The sequence below is a fragment of the Lachnospiraceae bacterium KGMB03038 genome, from assembly GCA_007361935.1.
In the GTDB taxonomy this organism is placed as follows: Bacteria; Bacillota; Clostridia; order Lachnospirales; family Lachnospiraceae; genus Massilistercora.
In genome coordinates this window covers 3,294,888-3,310,377 of record CP041667.1, presented here as the reverse complement: position 1 = coordinate 3,310,377, position 15,490 = coordinate 3,294,888, and the positions used below count along the sequence as shown (strand labels likewise).

15 protein-coding genes and 1 pseudogene are annotated in these 15,490 nt (G+C 46.1%); 9 read left to right on the top strand and 7 right to left on the bottom strand.

Annotated elements, in window-relative coordinates:
- The first annotated feature begins 20 nt into the window (after window positions 1–20).
- The 4 genes and pseudogenes from FND36_16265 (at window position 21) to FND36_16250 (ending at window position 3,724) form a co-directional block, all read left to right on the top strand.
- On the top strand, window positions 21–950 hold the full coding sequence (locus FND36_16265; GenBank protein QDW75469.1) for a SpoIID/LytB domain-containing protein: 930 nt from the start codon (window positions 21–23) through the stop codon (window positions 948–950).
- 73 nt (window positions 951–1,023) lie between these two features.
- Window positions 1,024–1,791: a M23 family metallopeptidase gene (locus FND36_16260; GenBank protein QDW75468.1), complete on the top strand. Its 768-nt coding sequence runs from the start codon at window positions 1,024–1,026 to the stop codon at window positions 1,789–1,791.
- Between the two features lie 107 nt (window positions 1,792–1,898).
- Window positions 1,899–2,147 (top strand): GIY-YIG nuclease family protein, encoded by a 249-nt coding sequence (locus tag FND36_16255; GenBank protein ID QDW75467.1) that lies wholly within the window; start codon window positions 1,899–1,901, stop codon window positions 2,145–2,147.
- A gap of 179 nt (window positions 2,148–2,326) precedes the next feature.
- A pseudogene (locus FND36_16250) lies at window positions 2,327–3,724 on the top strand (IS1182 family transposase).
- 199 nt (window positions 3,725–3,923) lie between these two features.
- Here the strand turns inward: FND36_16250 and FND36_16245 are convergent.
- The 3 genes from FND36_16245 to FND36_16235 all read right to left on the bottom strand — a co-directional run bounded on the left by FND36_16245 (window position 3,924) and on the right by FND36_16235 (window position 7,060).
- Window positions 3,924–4,586 (bottom strand): hemolysin III family protein, encoded by a 663-nt coding sequence (locus tag FND36_16245; GenBank protein ID QDW75466.1) that lies wholly within the window; start codon window positions 4,584–4,586, stop codon window positions 3,924–3,926.
- Between the two features lie 138 nt (window positions 4,587–4,724).
- Entirely contained in the window at window positions 4,725–5,699 is a 975-nt protein-coding gene (locus tag FND36_16240; GenBank protein ID QDW75465.1) for a membrane dipeptidase, read from the bottom strand.
- Between the two features lie 122 nt (window positions 5,700–5,821).
- On the bottom strand, window positions 5,822–7,060 hold the full coding sequence (locus tag FND36_16235; GenBank protein ID QDW75464.1) for a DUF819 domain-containing protein: 1,239 nt from the start codon (window positions 7,058–7,060) through the stop codon (window positions 5,822–5,824).
- A 204-nt stretch (window positions 7,061–7,264) separates the two neighbouring features.
- Here FND36_16235 and FND36_16230 point away from each other — a divergent pair, with 204 nt between their 5' ends.
- From FND36_16230 to FND36_16215, 4 genes are all read left to right on the top strand, one after another.
- Window positions 7,265–7,954 carry a response regulator transcription factor gene (locus tag FND36_16230; protein ID QDW75463.1) on the top strand — a complete coding sequence of 230 codons (690 nt, stop codon included), beginning with the start codon at window positions 7,265–7,267 and terminating at the stop codon, window positions 7,952–7,954.
- 130 nt (window positions 7,955–8,084) lie between these two features.
- Window positions 8,085–8,999 (top strand): ATP-binding cassette domain-containing protein, encoded by a 915-nt coding sequence (locus FND36_16225; GenBank protein ID QDW75462.1) that lies wholly within the window; start codon window positions 8,085–8,087, stop codon window positions 8,997–8,999.
- Window positions 8,992–9,816: an ABC transporter permease subunit gene (locus FND36_16220; GenBank protein QDW75461.1), complete on the top strand. Its 825-nt coding sequence runs from the start codon at window positions 8,992–8,994 to the stop codon at window positions 9,814–9,816. Before FND36_16225 ends, FND36_16220 begins: the two co-directional genes overlap by 8 nt.
- A gap of 51 nt (window positions 9,817–9,867) precedes the next feature.
- Complete coding sequence (locus FND36_16215; protein QDW75460.1) at window positions 9,868–10,776, top strand: HAMP domain-containing histidine kinase; 909 nt, start codon at window positions 9,868–9,870, stop codon at window positions 10,774–10,776.
- Window positions 10,777–10,787: 11 nt separating this feature from the next.
- Here the strand turns inward: FND36_16215 and FND36_16210 are convergent, their stop codons facing one another.
- Both FND36_16210 and FND36_16205 read right to left on the bottom strand, forming a co-directional pair.
- Window positions 10,788–11,405, bottom strand: a complete 618-nt coding sequence (locus FND36_16210) for a nucleoside recognition protein (GenBank protein QDW75459.1) — start codon at window positions 11,403–11,405, stop codon at window positions 10,788–10,790.
- A 125-nt stretch (window positions 11,406–11,530) separates the two neighbouring features.
- The gene (locus FND36_16205; GenBank protein QDW75458.1) at window positions 11,531–12,901 is read right to left on the bottom strand and encodes an MATE family efflux transporter; all 1,371 of its coding nucleotides are present in this window, start codon (window positions 12,899–12,901) and stop codon (window positions 11,531–11,533) included.
- 165 nt (window positions 12,902–13,066) lie between these two features.
- Here FND36_16205 and FND36_16200 point away from each other — a divergent pair, with 165 nt between their 5' ends.
- Window positions 13,067–13,978: a cobalt transporter gene (locus FND36_16200; protein ID QDW75457.1), complete on the top strand. Its 912-nt coding sequence runs from the start codon at window positions 13,067–13,069 to the stop codon at window positions 13,976–13,978.
- A 138-nt stretch (window positions 13,979–14,116) separates the two neighbouring features.
- On the opposite strand, the gene FND36_16195 is transcribed toward FND36_16200, so the two are convergent.
- Together FND36_16195 and FND36_16190 are read right to left on the bottom strand one after the other, a co-directional pair.
- The gene (locus FND36_16195) at window positions 14,117–14,479 is read right to left on the bottom strand and encodes a hypothetical protein (protein ID QDW75456.1); all 363 of its coding nucleotides are present in this window, start codon (window positions 14,477–14,479) and stop codon (window positions 14,117–14,119) included.
- A gap of 167 nt (window positions 14,480–14,646) precedes the next feature.
- Complete coding sequence (locus FND36_16190) at window positions 14,647–15,321, bottom strand: response regulator transcription factor (GenBank protein ID QDW75455.1); 675 nt, start codon at window positions 15,319–15,321, stop codon at window positions 14,647–14,649.
- Between the last annotated feature and the right edge of the window lie 169 nt (window positions 15,322–15,490).

Genomic DNA, 15,490 nt, shown 5'->3' with positions numbered 1-15,490 from the left:
AGTGTATGGGAGGGCTTTTTATGGGTCAAAGACTGAAAAAACTAGGATGCTACATCCTTATTATCATTTTGCTGCCCTATGTAGTGACTGTATTCATAAATGGGCCAAGCAGTGTATCTTCCTCCCAGGTGGACAGTACCGACATCCGGGTAAAGACGGAGGCGGGGGAGATCCAGATGCCCATCGAAGAGTACTGCATTGGAATTTTAGCAAAAGAAATTCCGGCGGACTATGAGGAAGAAGCGCTGAAAGCGCAGGCTGTGCTGGTAAGGACAGACATTTACGAAAAACTCCAGTCAGGAGGAACCGGGACAGCGCTGGAAGAAGAATTCTGGGATCGGGAACAGATGGAAGAAGCATGGGGAATGAGCGGATATTCCAGAAATTATAAAAAATTGCAGAAGGCATGGGAAGCGACGGAAGGGCAGGTGCTGACCTACGAAGGGAACCTGGCAAAAACTCCTTTTTTCCGGCTGAGTAATGGAAGTACCAGGGATGGGAAAGAAGTGCTGGGAGAAGAGTATCCTTATCTGAAGATCGCGGACTGCCCGTTGGACATTGAGGCGCCGGAGCAGATCCAGACGGTGACCATTGATGCACTGGATGCGGAAGTGACAAAAAGCGATACCGCGGGATATGTGTTAAGCGTTCGGGTAGGAGAAGAGACGGTCAGCGGAGAGGAATTTCGGGAAACGTATCATCTGGCTTCCAGTTGTTTTACCCTGCAGAAATATAATGGAAAGGTAAGGATCACCACAAGAGGGGTAGGACATGGACTGGGAATGAGCCAGTATACCGCGGGAAAAATGGCGGAAGAGAACAATACATTTGAAGAGATTCTGGCGTACTTTTTTCCCGGAACAAAGATAAAAGAAGTAGCGGATATCGTACAGTCAGAAGAAGCGGGGGAGGAGTCCCAGGAGAGCGCGGGAAAAGCGGCGGCAGATTGATGTAAAAGATTTGCTTCTTGAGAATAAGTGTATCACTATCTGGCAAAAATAAAGGCAAAGGTGGTGATATAAAATGAATCAGAGGCAAAAACCAAAGCCGAAGAAAAGGAGAGGGGCTACTGCCGCCGCGGTCCTGAGTTTTGCGGCCGCCATCGCGATCGTTGGAACATATACATTCAGGGATCATCAAGAATCCCAGCGGGAGGATCAGGTGGCGCAGGCGGAAGAGACTCAGACAGCAGATGAAACGCGGGAGAATGAAACTCAGCGCACGAAAGAGACGAATACGGACTTGATTCTGAACACAGAGGAGCCAGCGGAAGAAGAGGCGGAAAATAATGAGGAATCAGATGAAGGAACGCAGACACAAGGCCAGGAGACGCCTGTGGCCCAGAGTACTTCCGGAAGCAGCCAGTCTGCCAGCTTTACCAGCGACAGTCAGCTTCTGTGGCCGGTAGACGGAAATGTACTCTTAAGTTACAGTATGGACAAGACGGTGTATTTTTCAACCTTGGATCAATATAAGTATAATCCGGCAATGATCATATCCGGGGCAGAAGGAGACCAAGTGATCTCATCCGCGCCAGGGACCGTGAAATCCATAGATGTAACGGCAGAAACGGGGACAACCGTAAATGTGGACCTTGGCAATGGCTATGAGCTCTTCTATGGCCAGTTGAAGGAAGTGCCAGTAAAGGTGGGCGACCGGGTAGAGGCCAAAACTGTATTGGGCTATGTCAGCCAACCAACGAAATATTACAGCGTGGAAGGCTGCAACGTATATTTTGAGATGAGAAAAGACGGACAGCCGGTCAATCCAATGGAATACTTGGTAGAATAGTTAATTGGGGCCGGGGGATTTTTAAAAATCCCCCGGCCCCAATTGCAAATGACCTGAAAAGCACCTATAATAGTGGAGAAAGAACACCATGGGATCGGGAGGCCGTCATGAATTATACATATATTCTGCGCTGTGCAGACGGAAGTTTATACACAGGCTGGACAAATGATCTTAAGAAACGGTTGGAACAGCACAACAGCGGAAAAGGGGCAAAATATACGAAGGGGAGAAGACCGGTACAATTGGCCTACTACGAGGAGTTTGAGACAAAAGAAGAAGCGATGAAACGCGAATACGCAATTAAGAGAATGAGTAGAAAAGAGAAGGAAAAGATGATGGGGCCGGGGGATTTTTAAAAATCCCCCGGCCCTCAGACTGTAGACAAAGTCCCCGGTTTACACCGGAGCTTTTCTATTGTAGTTATCAACATTTCAATGATTCTTCCGGTTTTTATCAAGAAAAATCCCCTACTTATCAACTCGAAAGTTAAGCGGTGCGTTCTCTGCACATGGTATAATTATCCTATAAGGAGGGCCTGCTTATGATGACAAGAGATTCCGATAAAAAAAGAGAACAAATGATGCTGTTCAGCATGGATGACATGGTGCCAAAGGATCACATGCTCCGAAAGATTGACCGGGCAATTGACTGGAACTTTATTTACGATCTTGTAGAAGACAAGTATTGTGCAGATAACGGAAGGCCGAGCATGGATCCGGTGATGCTGATCAAAATCCCTTTTATCCAGTATCTCTATGGGATTAAAAGTATGCGCCAGACGATCAAAGAAATCGAAGTGAATGTAGCGTATCGTTGGTTTCTCGGTCTGGATATGCTGGATCCAGTTCCTCACTTTTCTACTTTTGGGAAAAACTATACCCGGCGTTTTAAGGATACGGAACTGTTTGAACAGATCTTTTCCCATATCCTCGAACAATGTATGAAGTTTCATCTGGTAGATACGTCTACCGTGTTTGTGGATTCTACCCATGTAAAAGCCTGTGCGAACAGCAAAAAGAGGCGAAAGAGGATTGCATCTCAAGAAGCTCTATGGTATGAGGAGGAGTTAAAAAAAGAAATCAATGAAGACCGCAAAAATCATGGAAAGAAACCTTTAAAAGAAAAAAAGGATGATTCAACTACACCGCCTGCAGCGGGTAGCGGCACTTCTGGTGAAAGCGGTTCTTCAGACGAGATCCCGGAAGGAGCCAAAACGCAAAAATGCAGTACTTCAGATCCGGAAAGCGGGTGGTTCCGAAAAGGCGAACATAAACATGTTTTTGCATACAACATAGAGACTGCATGTGACAAGCACGGGTGGATCTTAGGTTATACTGTGCATCCAGGGAATGAACATGACAGCAGGACATGGAAGCCTTTGTACGACAAGTTGAAAGACCTGGATATGGAGATGATGGTATTGGATGCCGGATATAAGACTCCAGCAATCGCCCGAGAATTGTTAAAAGACGGGATACAGCCCCTGTTTCCGTATAAAAGGCCCATGACAAAAGATGGATTCTTCAAGAAATATGAGTATGTCTACGATGAGTACTATGACTGCTATATCTGTCCGGCGGATCAGATCCTTACTTATCGGACAACGAACCGGGAAGGGTACAAAGAATACAAGAGCGATAAAAGCATCTGTAAAAACTGCCCTTACCTTTGCAACTGTACAGAAAGCAAAGAGCATGAAAAAACGATCTCCCGCCACATTTGGGAAGAGTATCTGGAAACCAGTGAGGATATCCGCTATACTCTCGGGAACAAAGAGATCTATATGTTGAGAAAAGAAACCATTGAGAGATTGTTCGGAAGTGCAAAAGAACAGCATGGATTTCGATACACACAATACATCGGCAACGCCCGAATGAGAATGAAAGCCGGGCTGACCTTTGCGTGCATGAATCTGAAAAAGCTGGCAAAGATTCTGGATGTAAGGGAAAGGCAGGACAAAAAATCAGGATTCTTTTTTATCTTTTATAAAAAAATATGGGAGTTGGCATTTTGGCAAAAAGAGTGGTGCTGGAGCTAGGCTCCAGCACCAACTTTGTCTACAGTCTGGGGGCCGGGGGATTTTTAAAAATCCCCCGGCCCTAATTAAAAATGCCCTGTCCCTTTTTGAACACTTAAAGGACGAATGCGTACATTACGATAAAATGGCAAGCGCTTCCGCCCATAACGAATAAGTGGAAGATTTCATGGCTTCCAAAATAACGATGCCGTCGGTTGAAGAGCGGGAGCTTTAATGCATAGATTACGCCGCCTGCCGTGTAGATCAAACCTCCTGCCAACAGCCATCCAAAAGCTGCCGGAGACATGGAATTAAGGATTTGTGTGAATGCCAGCACGCAGGTCCAACCCATTCCAATATATAAAACGGAAGAGACCCATTTTGGGCAGTTGATCCAAAATGCCTTCATCAAGATCCCGGCCAATGCGATTCCCCATACAATAGAGAGAAGGATGATCCCGATTCTGCCTTTCAGGACTAGAAGACAGATTGGCGTATAGCTTCCTGCGATCAGAACGCTGATCATCATATGGTCAATCTTCTTTAAAATGGTATTTACTTTTTTTGAACGGTCGAAGGTATGATAAGTTGTACTTGCCGCATATAATAAAATCAAACTCAGCGCATAGACGCTAATAGATATGATATAAATCCGCTCAGGTTCTTGAGCTGCTTTGATTAAAAGAGGGACCGCGGCAAAAATCGCCATCAACATTCCGATAAAATGTGTGATCGCGCTCCCAGGATCTTTAATGTGTTCTTTAATTCTGTCAGCCATGTGATAACCTCCTGAAATATTTAAAATACAATACGTGGTTTTTAAAACTATATAATATTATATATACATATTATACCCAATATTTCAAAAAAGCAAGTGGGGCCGGGGGATTTTTAAAAATCCCCCGGCCCCAGGAAACTATTTCATGACTTTGTGAATTAATTTATGCCAGTTTTTATAAGCGACCTTCTCGATTTCTTCTTCGTGAAATCCGACCCGCCGCATTTCTTCGATTACATTTGGAACTTTGGAAGCATCTTCAAGCCCAATAGTGTAGGGTGTTGCCTGGTTGCTGAAGGAACTTAAGGTATCGCCGCACAAGAATTCGGAGAAGTCAAATCCAAATCCAACATGATCGATCCCCATGATCTCTACCATATGGATCAGATGTTTGACTAAGTTTTCAACGGTTTGTTTTGACTCCTCTTCATGAACAAATTCATTGAAAGAATTCAGTCCGACCATTCCGCCGGTTTCCGCCAGAGCCTTCAGTTGATCGTCCATCAGGTTCCGCCTCTGGTTGCATAGAGCACGGCAGTTTGAATGGGTGGCTACGACCGGGCCATTGGCAGCGTCCAGAAGATCCCAGAAGGAGGTGTCGTTCAAATGGGACACATCCAGGATCATTCCCAGATCTTGAATCTTGCGGACGGCTCTGCGGCCAATTTCGGTAAGGCCCCGCTCTGGAGTACCAAGAGCGCCGGTGGCGAGCGGATTTTCCTCATTCCAGGTAAGGCTTGCGTGTCTTGCGCCAAACTGATAGAACTCGTCAATCAGATCCAAATCCTCGCCAATACTTTTTAAGCCTTCCAGCCCAATGAAAGTATACATTTTCCCCTGTTCTTTAGCGGCGGCCATATCTTCATAAGAACGGCAGATTTTCAGGATGTCCGCGCAGTCAGGTTCTTCATGGGAAATGGCTTCCATCATCTGATGAGTACGTTTTAAGGGATCTTTGTCAAAGGGCGGATCATTCCAGATTACAAAAATTCCGCCTTCAATCTGTCCTTTTTTCAGCCGTTCGTAGTGATATTTTCGGAAAATATCGGATTCTCCAGCCAGGTAATGGTGAGTTACATCTGTCCAAATGTCACAATGTGCATCAAAGTTCATAAGTCAGCCCTCCTTTGTAGAAACTAGCTGTTGCCCACTTTTTAAATGAGAAATGATTTCATTAAAAGAAAATGAAAAAATAATACAGGGACGGTAACTCCGCCCCTGTATGTAAACCTAATTTACGCCGCGCCCAAAAGGCTTCCTACGATCAGACCAAGATAAGTTCCGATTACATAACCGATCGTACCAACGATCAGACAAGGTCCGACCAGTTTCGTCCAGCCTTTGGAGACCGCCATAGCGGCAGATGTGGTAGGTCCGCCGATATTTGCGTTGGATGCGCAGATGATCTCTTCCAGATCGAAGTGGAAAATCTTTCCAAACACAAAGCTAAACAGCATATTTACGATAACGACAATTGCCGCGAACACCAGAAGCAGTGGTGAATTCCGTACGATCAACGGGATAGAGGCAGGAACACCAATTACAAAGAAGAACAGGTAGATCAGGAAAGTTCCCAATTCATTGGTTCCTCTGATTTCACCAAAGAATCCCGGGGCCGCTGTCGCGCAGATCATAGAGATGGTTGCGATCCACAGATACATATTGCCAAACAGCGTGTTCAGCATAGACAGGACAGGATTGGAGGTTGGAATCACTCCACCCAGGAAGTCCGCAACGATACCTGACAAAGCAACGATCACGAAGGAAACGGCAACAGCCATCGCGATATCTTTCAGAGATATTTCTTTCCGTCCCCAGTAAGCGGCAGCAGCGGTCTCGCCTTCTTCTTTATTGACAGATCCAGCTTCTACCGCATCCTGATGCGGATGTTTGTAATTCTTGCGGAAGAAACCGATGGTCGGAATCATGACCAGTACAAAGAAGTAAAGCGCCATCAGCAGGTTGTCAGCGACTGTAGCGGCTGACAGCATTTCGCCGGTTACACCAAACGCTTCGCCCAGCGCGGCAAAGTTTACAGACCCGCCGACATAAGTTCCGGTAAATACGCCAGCCAGCGCGTTCAGTTCAGGAATAAAGTTGCCTAAAAGGAAGAATCCAAGGATTGCGCCTGCCATTGTGCCGACGGAACCAAATAAGAAGATTCCAAGAAGTCTTAAGGAATCCTTCCCCATGTCACGCACATTACACTGCATCAGCAGAAGCGGAAGGGAAAGCGGAACTACATAATCCCAGACAATGTCCCAAACAGGTGAGGCTGTCGGAATAATTCCCAGATTTGATAAAATTAAGGCAAATACAAGAGCCACAATGGCTCCGCTGGCTTTTGCGGCCCATGCGTATCTTTGTTCCAGATAGATGGCAGCAGCGGCGCCAGCAGCACAGATAGCCCAAAGTACCCAGGTGTTGTCCGCTCCTACAAGCGGATTGTTAAGGTCGAAAATATGTCCCCACATACTCTCATCCTCCTTTCAAAAATTAGCTCTGTTAAGAAACTGTTTCTTTAATACAAAATTTAGCATATCACTATTTGTCAAAAATGTCAATAAAATGGGCTAAAATGCATGAAAATTCGCAAAAACTGCATAAATAAGGAAAAGTTAAGAATTTGAAAATGACAAAGAGAAATAGTACAATGAGAAGGAATGGAGGAAATTAGGATGAATAGGGAACAAAGCAGAAATACGATCGCGGTCGTGGATGATGATGTATATATTGGGGATATGGTGGAAGAAATTTTAGAAAAAAAGGAATATAGGGTAATACGCGCTTATTCTGGAACGGAGGCTCTCTTATTGTTCCAGAAAGAAAAGCCGGATTTGGTATTGCTGGACCTTATGCTGCCGGGACTTTCCGGGGAGAAAGTACTTCCAGAAATCGCCGATCTTCCGGTGATCATAATGAGCGCTAAAGGCGAGGTGCGTAATAAGGTAGAGCTCCTATTAAACGGAGCGGCCGACTATATAACGAAACCTTTCGATGTGGATGAGCTTCTGGCGAGGATACAGGTCCAGCTCAGAAAAACGGAGAAAGAAGAGAAAACGCGGCTTTCGATATTGGAATTTGAGCGTATTTCTATGGATTTGGAGAGCCAGCTTGTTAAGGTGGATGGCCGTGAGGTACACTTGACCAGGACTGAGTCCGCCATCCTAAAAACATTGCTTCAGAATCCATCTCAGGTGATCACAAAAGCCATACTTTTGGACAGGATCGGGCAAGATACGCCGGACTGTACAGAAGAGTCTTTGAAAGTCCATATCAGCAATCTGCGCAGGAAACTTAAGGAATTATCGGGAAAAGACTATATTGAAGCAGTCTGGGGGATTGGTTTCAAGCTGAGACAAGGATGAGAAAGGCGAAATCTTTACGGTTTCTTTACGAATTCCTTTACTGGTTTCTTAACCGGAGACCGCTATCCTGGATGCTGCCGGGGAATCTTAAGGACAGCCCGGACAGAAAGAGGAAACAGGAGGCAAGAATATGGAATATGTCTTAACAACCAGTCATCTGCAGAAAAAATACAGGCATTTTAAAGCCCTAGACGATGTGACACTGCATGTGCCAAAAGGCGCGATCTACGGATTTGTAGGGAAAAATGGAGCGGGGAAGACGACTCTGATCCGTTTGATCTGCGGCCTGCAAAAACCTACTGGAGGAACCTATACCCTTTACGGAACCGGGAATCAAGAGAAGGAGATCCTCAAAGCCAGACGCAGGATCGGCGCGGTGGTAGAGACGCCGTCCGTCTATCAGCACATGACGGCAGAAGAGAATCTTAGGCAGCAATACCGCATCATCGGGCTTCCTTCCGAAGATGGAATTGGGGAACTGCTCAATTTAGTAGGCCTGCCGGATACCGGGAAAAAGAAGGCCAAAGATTTCTCGCTGGGAATGCGCCAGAGGCTCGGAATTGCTGTAGCGCTGGCAGGGAACCCGGACTTCCTGCTTTTAGATGAACCGACAAATGGACTGGATCCTCAAGGCATCGTGGAAATGCGGGAGCTGATTCTAAAATTAAACCGTGAGTATCAGATCACTGTTTTGATCTCCAGCCATATTCTGGGAGAATTGTCCAGGCTTGCCACTCATTATGGGTTTATCGACCATGGACAGATGGTCAAGGAGATCAGCGCAAGGGAACTGGAGCAAAACTGTCAGAAATGTATCCATGTGGAGGTATCGGATGTCCAGGCGCTGACACGGGTAATGGACAAGCGTAAAATACCATATACGATTTTATCGGAAACAGAAGCCGACATTTACGGGCAGATTGAAGTGACAGAGCTTACGCTTGCTCTGGCGGCAGAGGGATGTAAGATCAAGACTTTGCGCGAGAAAGACGAAAGCCTGGAGGGGTATTTCATTAATCTGGTAGGAGGTGAAAGCCATGCGTAAGCTGTTGGGAGCTAATCTTATGCGCCTTAAGAAGAGCGGGACTTTCTGGGTCTGCTTGGCGGTCTGTCTGGCGTTTGGCGGCTTTATGCTTCTCTCAGAGCATAATGAAATGGTCAATTACGGATTGGATGTACAGATTGATGATTTCTTTCTGAATCTGATCGCCATGATTGGGATCGCGGCCGCCGCGTTTGTCACGATGTATGTAGGAGCCGACTATAGTGACGGAACGATCCGTAATAAGGTGATCGCGGGCCATGGGAGGAAAGAGATTTATTTTGCGAATTTTCTGACTTGTGCCTTTGGGAATCTGGCATTTTATGTGGCCTACCTCTTGCTGGTGTGCGCAGTGGGAATTCCGATGTTTGGGTTTTTTGAGACAAAGCCTTCGGCCTTGATTTGGCAGATGGCGGATGCAGTTCTGCTCATCCTTGTATACGCGGCGCTTTTCAATCTGTTATCCATGCTTTGCGCCAATAAAGCGGCGGCCGCGGTAATCAGTATGGGACTGATCTTTGGTTTTTTGATGCTGGCCAGTGGGCTTTTGAACCTTTTGAGCCAGCCGGAGATGGTGGAACAGGCAATCAGCATCAATGGAGAATTCTTGATAGAAACTGTGCCAAATCCCGTCTATCCCACAGAAGGGGAACGGAAACTGCTGCAGTTTCTTGCGGACTTCCTTCCTACAGGGCAGGGATTCCAGCTTGCGGGACAGATGGCAGTCCATCCGGCGGCGATGGCGCTGTATTCTTTGGGAATAATTGCCGCGGCCACTGGAGTCGGAATCTGGCTGTTTGAAAAGAAAGATTTAAAATAGAAGAGAGAAGAAAACGATTAAAAATGAGAAAGCCAAAGAAGGAGCGGGACAATGGAAATATGGCTTAGTGTTTTGTGCCTTGTGCTGTTGGTATTATCAGCGGTCTTGGGAATAAAAATCTGCGGAATACGTAAGGCGGCGGAAGAAATCCGGGAACAATTTGCCCATTGCTGTCAGGAGGATACCAATGGGAGGATTGCCATTTCAAGCCGTGATTCCAGGATGTGCCGCCTTGCGGCGGATCTGAATCGTCAACTTGCCATATTTCATCAAAAGCGCCGCAGATTTCAGCAGGGCGACCAGGAATTAAAAGAAGCAGTTACAAATATTTCTCATGATCTGCGCACTCCTTTGACAGGAATCTTGGGATATGTCCGTCTGCTAAGAGAAGAAGAACTTGCGCGGACAGGCAGACGATACCTGGAACTGATCAATAACCGGGCAGAAGCGATGAAAAAGCTGACGGAAGAAATGTTTCGCTATTCTATTATTCTCTCAACAGAAGAACTGGCGGAAGAAAAAGTGGATATAGGGGCAGTGCTGGAGGAGAGCTTGGCCGCGGCATATGTACTTTTTCAAGAGGAGGGAATCACGCCAAGGATCCAGCTCCCAAAAGAAAAGGTAGAACGGACCGCAGACCGGGATGCCTTGCGCCGCGTATTTGGAAACATCATCAGCAATGGGATAAAATACGGGGAAGGGGTGTTTCGTGTTGAAATGGAACCAGGCGGACGGATCACATTTTCCAATCCATCCGCCGGATTGAATGCGGTAACTGCCGCACGGCTTTTTGACCGGTTCTATACTGTAGAGACAGGGAGAAACTCCACCGGTCTGGGACTTTCTATCGCCAAAATACTGGTGGAGCGGATGGGCGGCCAGATTCGGGCGGATTATGAAGCGGGCTGGCTGTCAGTGGCAGTAGCATTTCCAGAAAAGCAATCCGGCGGAAAAGGGTGATCCCGCGAAAGTCAGCGCTTTCGTTTCCGGTCCATCAGCCGGCAGAAGATGACAGCAACGCCTGTGCTCACTGTAGTAGCCAGAATTCCGGCGCCTACAATAGAGGCCGGATCCACACTTCCGTATTGGCTCCGATAGGCTATCACATTGACCGGAATCAACTGCAGGGAAGAAATATTAATGATCAGGAAGGTGCACATCTCATTGCTGGCAGTTCCCTTTTTCCTTACAGGACCAGGGAGGCGCATAAGCCGCCGGTCGTCTTCCAGCTTCGATAATTCCTCCATCGCCTTCAATCCGGCCGGAGTCGCGGCCCAGCCAAGCCCAAGAAAATTTGCGATCATATTGGTAAGAATATAAGGCTCAGAAGAATGACCCGGAGGAAGACTGGGAAATAAAAAGCGCAGAAGAGGGTGCAGCCGCCGGGACGCGCTTTGGATTACGCCCGCGCTTCTGGCGATTTCCATCAACCCGACCCATAAAGACATAACCCCCATCATAGTAATACAAAGAGTGATGGCTTCCTTAGAAGAGTCAATGGCAGCGTTGGTAATGTCCGGGATACGGCCGGTGAAAGCGGCGAAAAGAATACCGATCAGAATCATGCCGGCCCAGAGAAAATTCAACATAAGAAACTCCTGAGGTTTTTGTAAAGTATATGATTGGGGACGTAGTAAAATTAAAAAAGGCTACGTCCCCAATTAACTTTTGCCCTGTACCCAAATGACAAAAAGAAATTAAATCATTTACAAAATTAATCTTTAAGTTTCTTCCAGACGGTAAACATCATGGTAATAAAGCAGGCGCTTCCACCGATAAAATTTGAAATTGGCTCGGCCAGAAATACTCCGTTTGTTCCAAGACCTGCTATTGTAGGAAGCCAGATGGTCAGGGGGATGACGATCACAGCTTTGCGAAGGAGGGAAAAGAATACGGCCTGTCGGGAGTAGCCAAGGGCTACGAAGGTGGACTGGCCGGCGAACTGCAGAGCCATCATGAAAATGCCGAAGAAATACAAATGCATAGCAGGCACGCCTTCTCTTAAAAGTGCGGGTTCGCTGTTAAAAAGATGGATGAAGAAGCGAGGGAAGAAAAATAAAAGAGCCCACATTACCAGTGTAAAAAGGATACAGGCGATGGTGGTAAATGAGATAGCGGTTTTTACTCTTTTATATTTCCCGGCTCCATAGTTAAAACTCATGATAGGCTGAGCTCCGCTGGTTAGCCCAGTGACCGGCATATTAATGATTTCCCGTACAGAGTTAAGTACCGTCATGATTCCGACATACAGGTCGCCGCCATATTTCTGAAGAGTCGCATTACAAATGATCTGGACAGACCCGTTGGTGATAGACATAACAAAACCAGAAAGGCCAAGGGAGGTTATCTCTTTAATCAGGCCCTTTTGTAAACGAAAATATTTCTTTGACAACTTTATTAACACCTTATTTCCCGTTAGAAAGTGAAGCACCCAAATGGCAGAAATGCATTGAGAAAGGACAGTAGCAATAGCGGCTCCTTGGACGCCCATGTGGAAGACGAAGATGAAAAGCGGATCCAGCACCAGATTTAGGATGGCGCCGATAGATACCGTCAGCATTCCGGTCACGCCAAAGCCCTGAGCGTTGATAAAATTGTTCATACCTAGGCTGACCATAACAAATAAAGTTCCGAGCAGGTAGATTGTAATATAGTCATTTGCGTAAGGGTAAGTAATGTCGCTGGCGCCAAAAAGATATAAAAGAGGTTTCCTGAATAGTAAGCAGACTCCCGCGATAACCACACCGGATAATAAAAGCAGAGAAAAAGAGTTTCCCATGATCCATTTTGCCCGTTCCGTTTCCCGGGCGCCTCTGGCGATAGAAAATAAAGGAGCGCCGCCCATACCAAAAAGATTGGCAAAGGCAGTGATGATCGTGATGACAGGCAGAGTAAGCCCTATCCCAGTCAAGGCCTGAGTGGAGGTGTTGGGAAGATGTCCGATATAAATGCGGTCTACAATATTGTAAAGGACATTGATCAGCTGAGCCAGCGTCATTGGAAGAGCAAGCCGGAGAATATTGGCTGCCACACTTCCTTGGCTGAAATCCTTTTTCTGCGTTTTGGAAATAGTGGAATGTGTCATATTATCACCAGATTTCGTAAAAATAACATTCTTAAATAGTATAGGCCTTTGTGCGTAGATTTTCAATCGGGGCCGGGGGATTTTTAAAAATCCCCCGGCCCCGATTGAAAAAGCCCTGTCCCTTTTTGAAAGCCCTATGTTATAATGATACCCGGAGGTGAGAATATGGTCTTTCAGTTTGGAGAGCAGTTATGTCCAGTGGATATGGAAGAGTGGGAAACATTGCGTTTTCCAGCGGTTTTTCTGACTAATTCTGCCCAAGCCGGAGCGGTCTTCGAGAAGCTGGACATTGCCTATGAAGGTGAAATGCAGCTATCTAAGATCGGCTTCTGCAAGATTGAAAACCAGCAGGATTGTTTGGTAGGTACTTTCTGTATTCCAAAGCTTTTGGATGTGCTGGGCAGCAGATATAAAATCGCGATTTTTATTAATGACCGGCATATTGTGATCGTAGATGATGAAGATTTTTCCCTCCGGCTGATCCGCAGGATCCAGCAGAAGAAGATGCATCAAGGTGAGACAAGGGAACGGTTTATTTATAATTATATTGCGGAATTTATCAGCCGCGACCAGGAACTTCTGGTTACTTACGAGAAGAGACTGTTTGAGATGGAGGAAGATGTAGCTCAGGGCAGGATCAAGGATTTTCAGGCCCGTCTTATGCCGCTGCGCAGAGAGCTTCTGACGCTTCGGAGTTATTATGACGAGATTATGGATTTGAGTAAAGAATTGGAAGAAAATGAGAACGGCCTATTCCAAAAGAAACAGCTGAAATATTTTGGGACGCTGGCGGATCGGGCGGACCGGTTAAAGAGCAGAACAGAGCATCTTTTAGAATACGCGGGGCAAGTGAAGGAAGCCCACCAGTCCCAGATTGACACTAAGCAGAACAGTAATATGCAGTTCCTGACTGTAGTTTCTACCATATTCTTCCCATTGACGCTGATCACCGGGTGGTATGGAATGAATTTCAAAGATATGCCGGGATTGGAAGACGGATATCCAGGGGTAGTAGTCCTGAGTATTGTGATTGTGATCGCGTGTATCTTAATCTTTAAGAAAAAGAAAATACTATAGGCGGGATTTAATTATCTGCGGCAGGATGAAAGGACATGAAGAAAGGGTAACGCTGCGAGAGAAGAAAAACAGGATGAAATCACAGAGAAAGCGATTTCATCCTGTTTTTCTTCTCATATGGCCTGTTGTTCCGCTTTTCTAATTGGAATTCAAAACAGAACTCGAACTAGATGAAGTATCAGATTCTGAGGATGTGTCAGATTCTGAAGAGGAACTGGATCCTGATGACGTACTGGAGTCAGATGCCGTATCGGAATCTGTAGAATCCTCTGAATCTGACGCTGTATCCGAACTGGAAGAGGAACCTGTATCGGACGATGTATCACTGTCAGAATCAGAAGAATAGTCGGAATCGGATGACGTGTCCGAATCAGAATCCGACTCCGAACTGGTGGAGGAGCCGTCTGAATCATCATCGCTGGTACACGCGGTCAGAGCTCCTGTGGCAAGGATTGCCACACATGCCAACAAAAATAGTCTGCGAAATATTTTATGTTTCATGTTACAACACTCCTTTCACAACAAATCTTTGAAAGTTCCCGCTCTTCTTTTTATTCAATCATATGATCAGATCCACCTCCTTTGGTTTTAACGGTTAGACCAAACTATACAGAAGAATTGTGTCCAGAGGGTGATAACTTTATGGAAAAAAGAAGGAAAAAGTGTGTTCAGACACGGAGACTTGCTTTATATCCCAAACCTCTGACGGTCAGGATGTGAAAGTCCGGGGACTGCGCAAATCGTTTCCGCAGCCGGTTGATGTGGACACTGACGGTAGGTTCCATGGAGTTGGTGGCGGGTCCCCAGATTTCTTCCAGAAGCTGTCCCCTGGTAAATATCTGCTCCGGGCAGGAGAGCAATTTATATAGAAGCTGAAATTCTTTCCGGGGAAGTGTCTGAACTTGAGATTCTCTCCCTACAGTCAGGGTTTTAGAGTCCAGCCAAGTAGAGCCTACACGGATACACGGCTTGGAAATCTTGTGAAAGCGGCGGAGAAGGGCATGGATACGAAGGACCAGTTCTTCTTCTGCCGCAGGTTTCCCCATAAAGTCGTCGGCGCCGGCAAGAAAACTGCGTTTCATATTCGAAAGCAGGCAGTTCTCCGAGAGAACCAGAATCGGCAATTCACTTGAGTAGTTTCGAAGGAGCTTTATAAATTCATATCCATTCATATCCGGCAGCGAAATATCCATAAGGATCAGATCCGCGGAAATTTCTTCCAACAGACATAAAGTTTCTCTTGCGGAAGCGGCAGGATAACATTGATATCCCGCTTTGGAAAGTAATTGTTCTAGATGACGCCGGAGCGGTCTGCTGCTGTCTGTAATGATGATCTGAAACATAGAAATCCTCCTGTAAGAGCGAAGCTCTTCGATAAAACTGCTCTTTGGTTTTGGGACAGTATAACATGGAATCGTGAAGAAACTGTTTTCAAAGTCAGAATTCACAGATATTTCAAAAAAGGATGGTTTGAATTTAACTTCTGTTTAAAAAAGAGGATTAAGATACCTG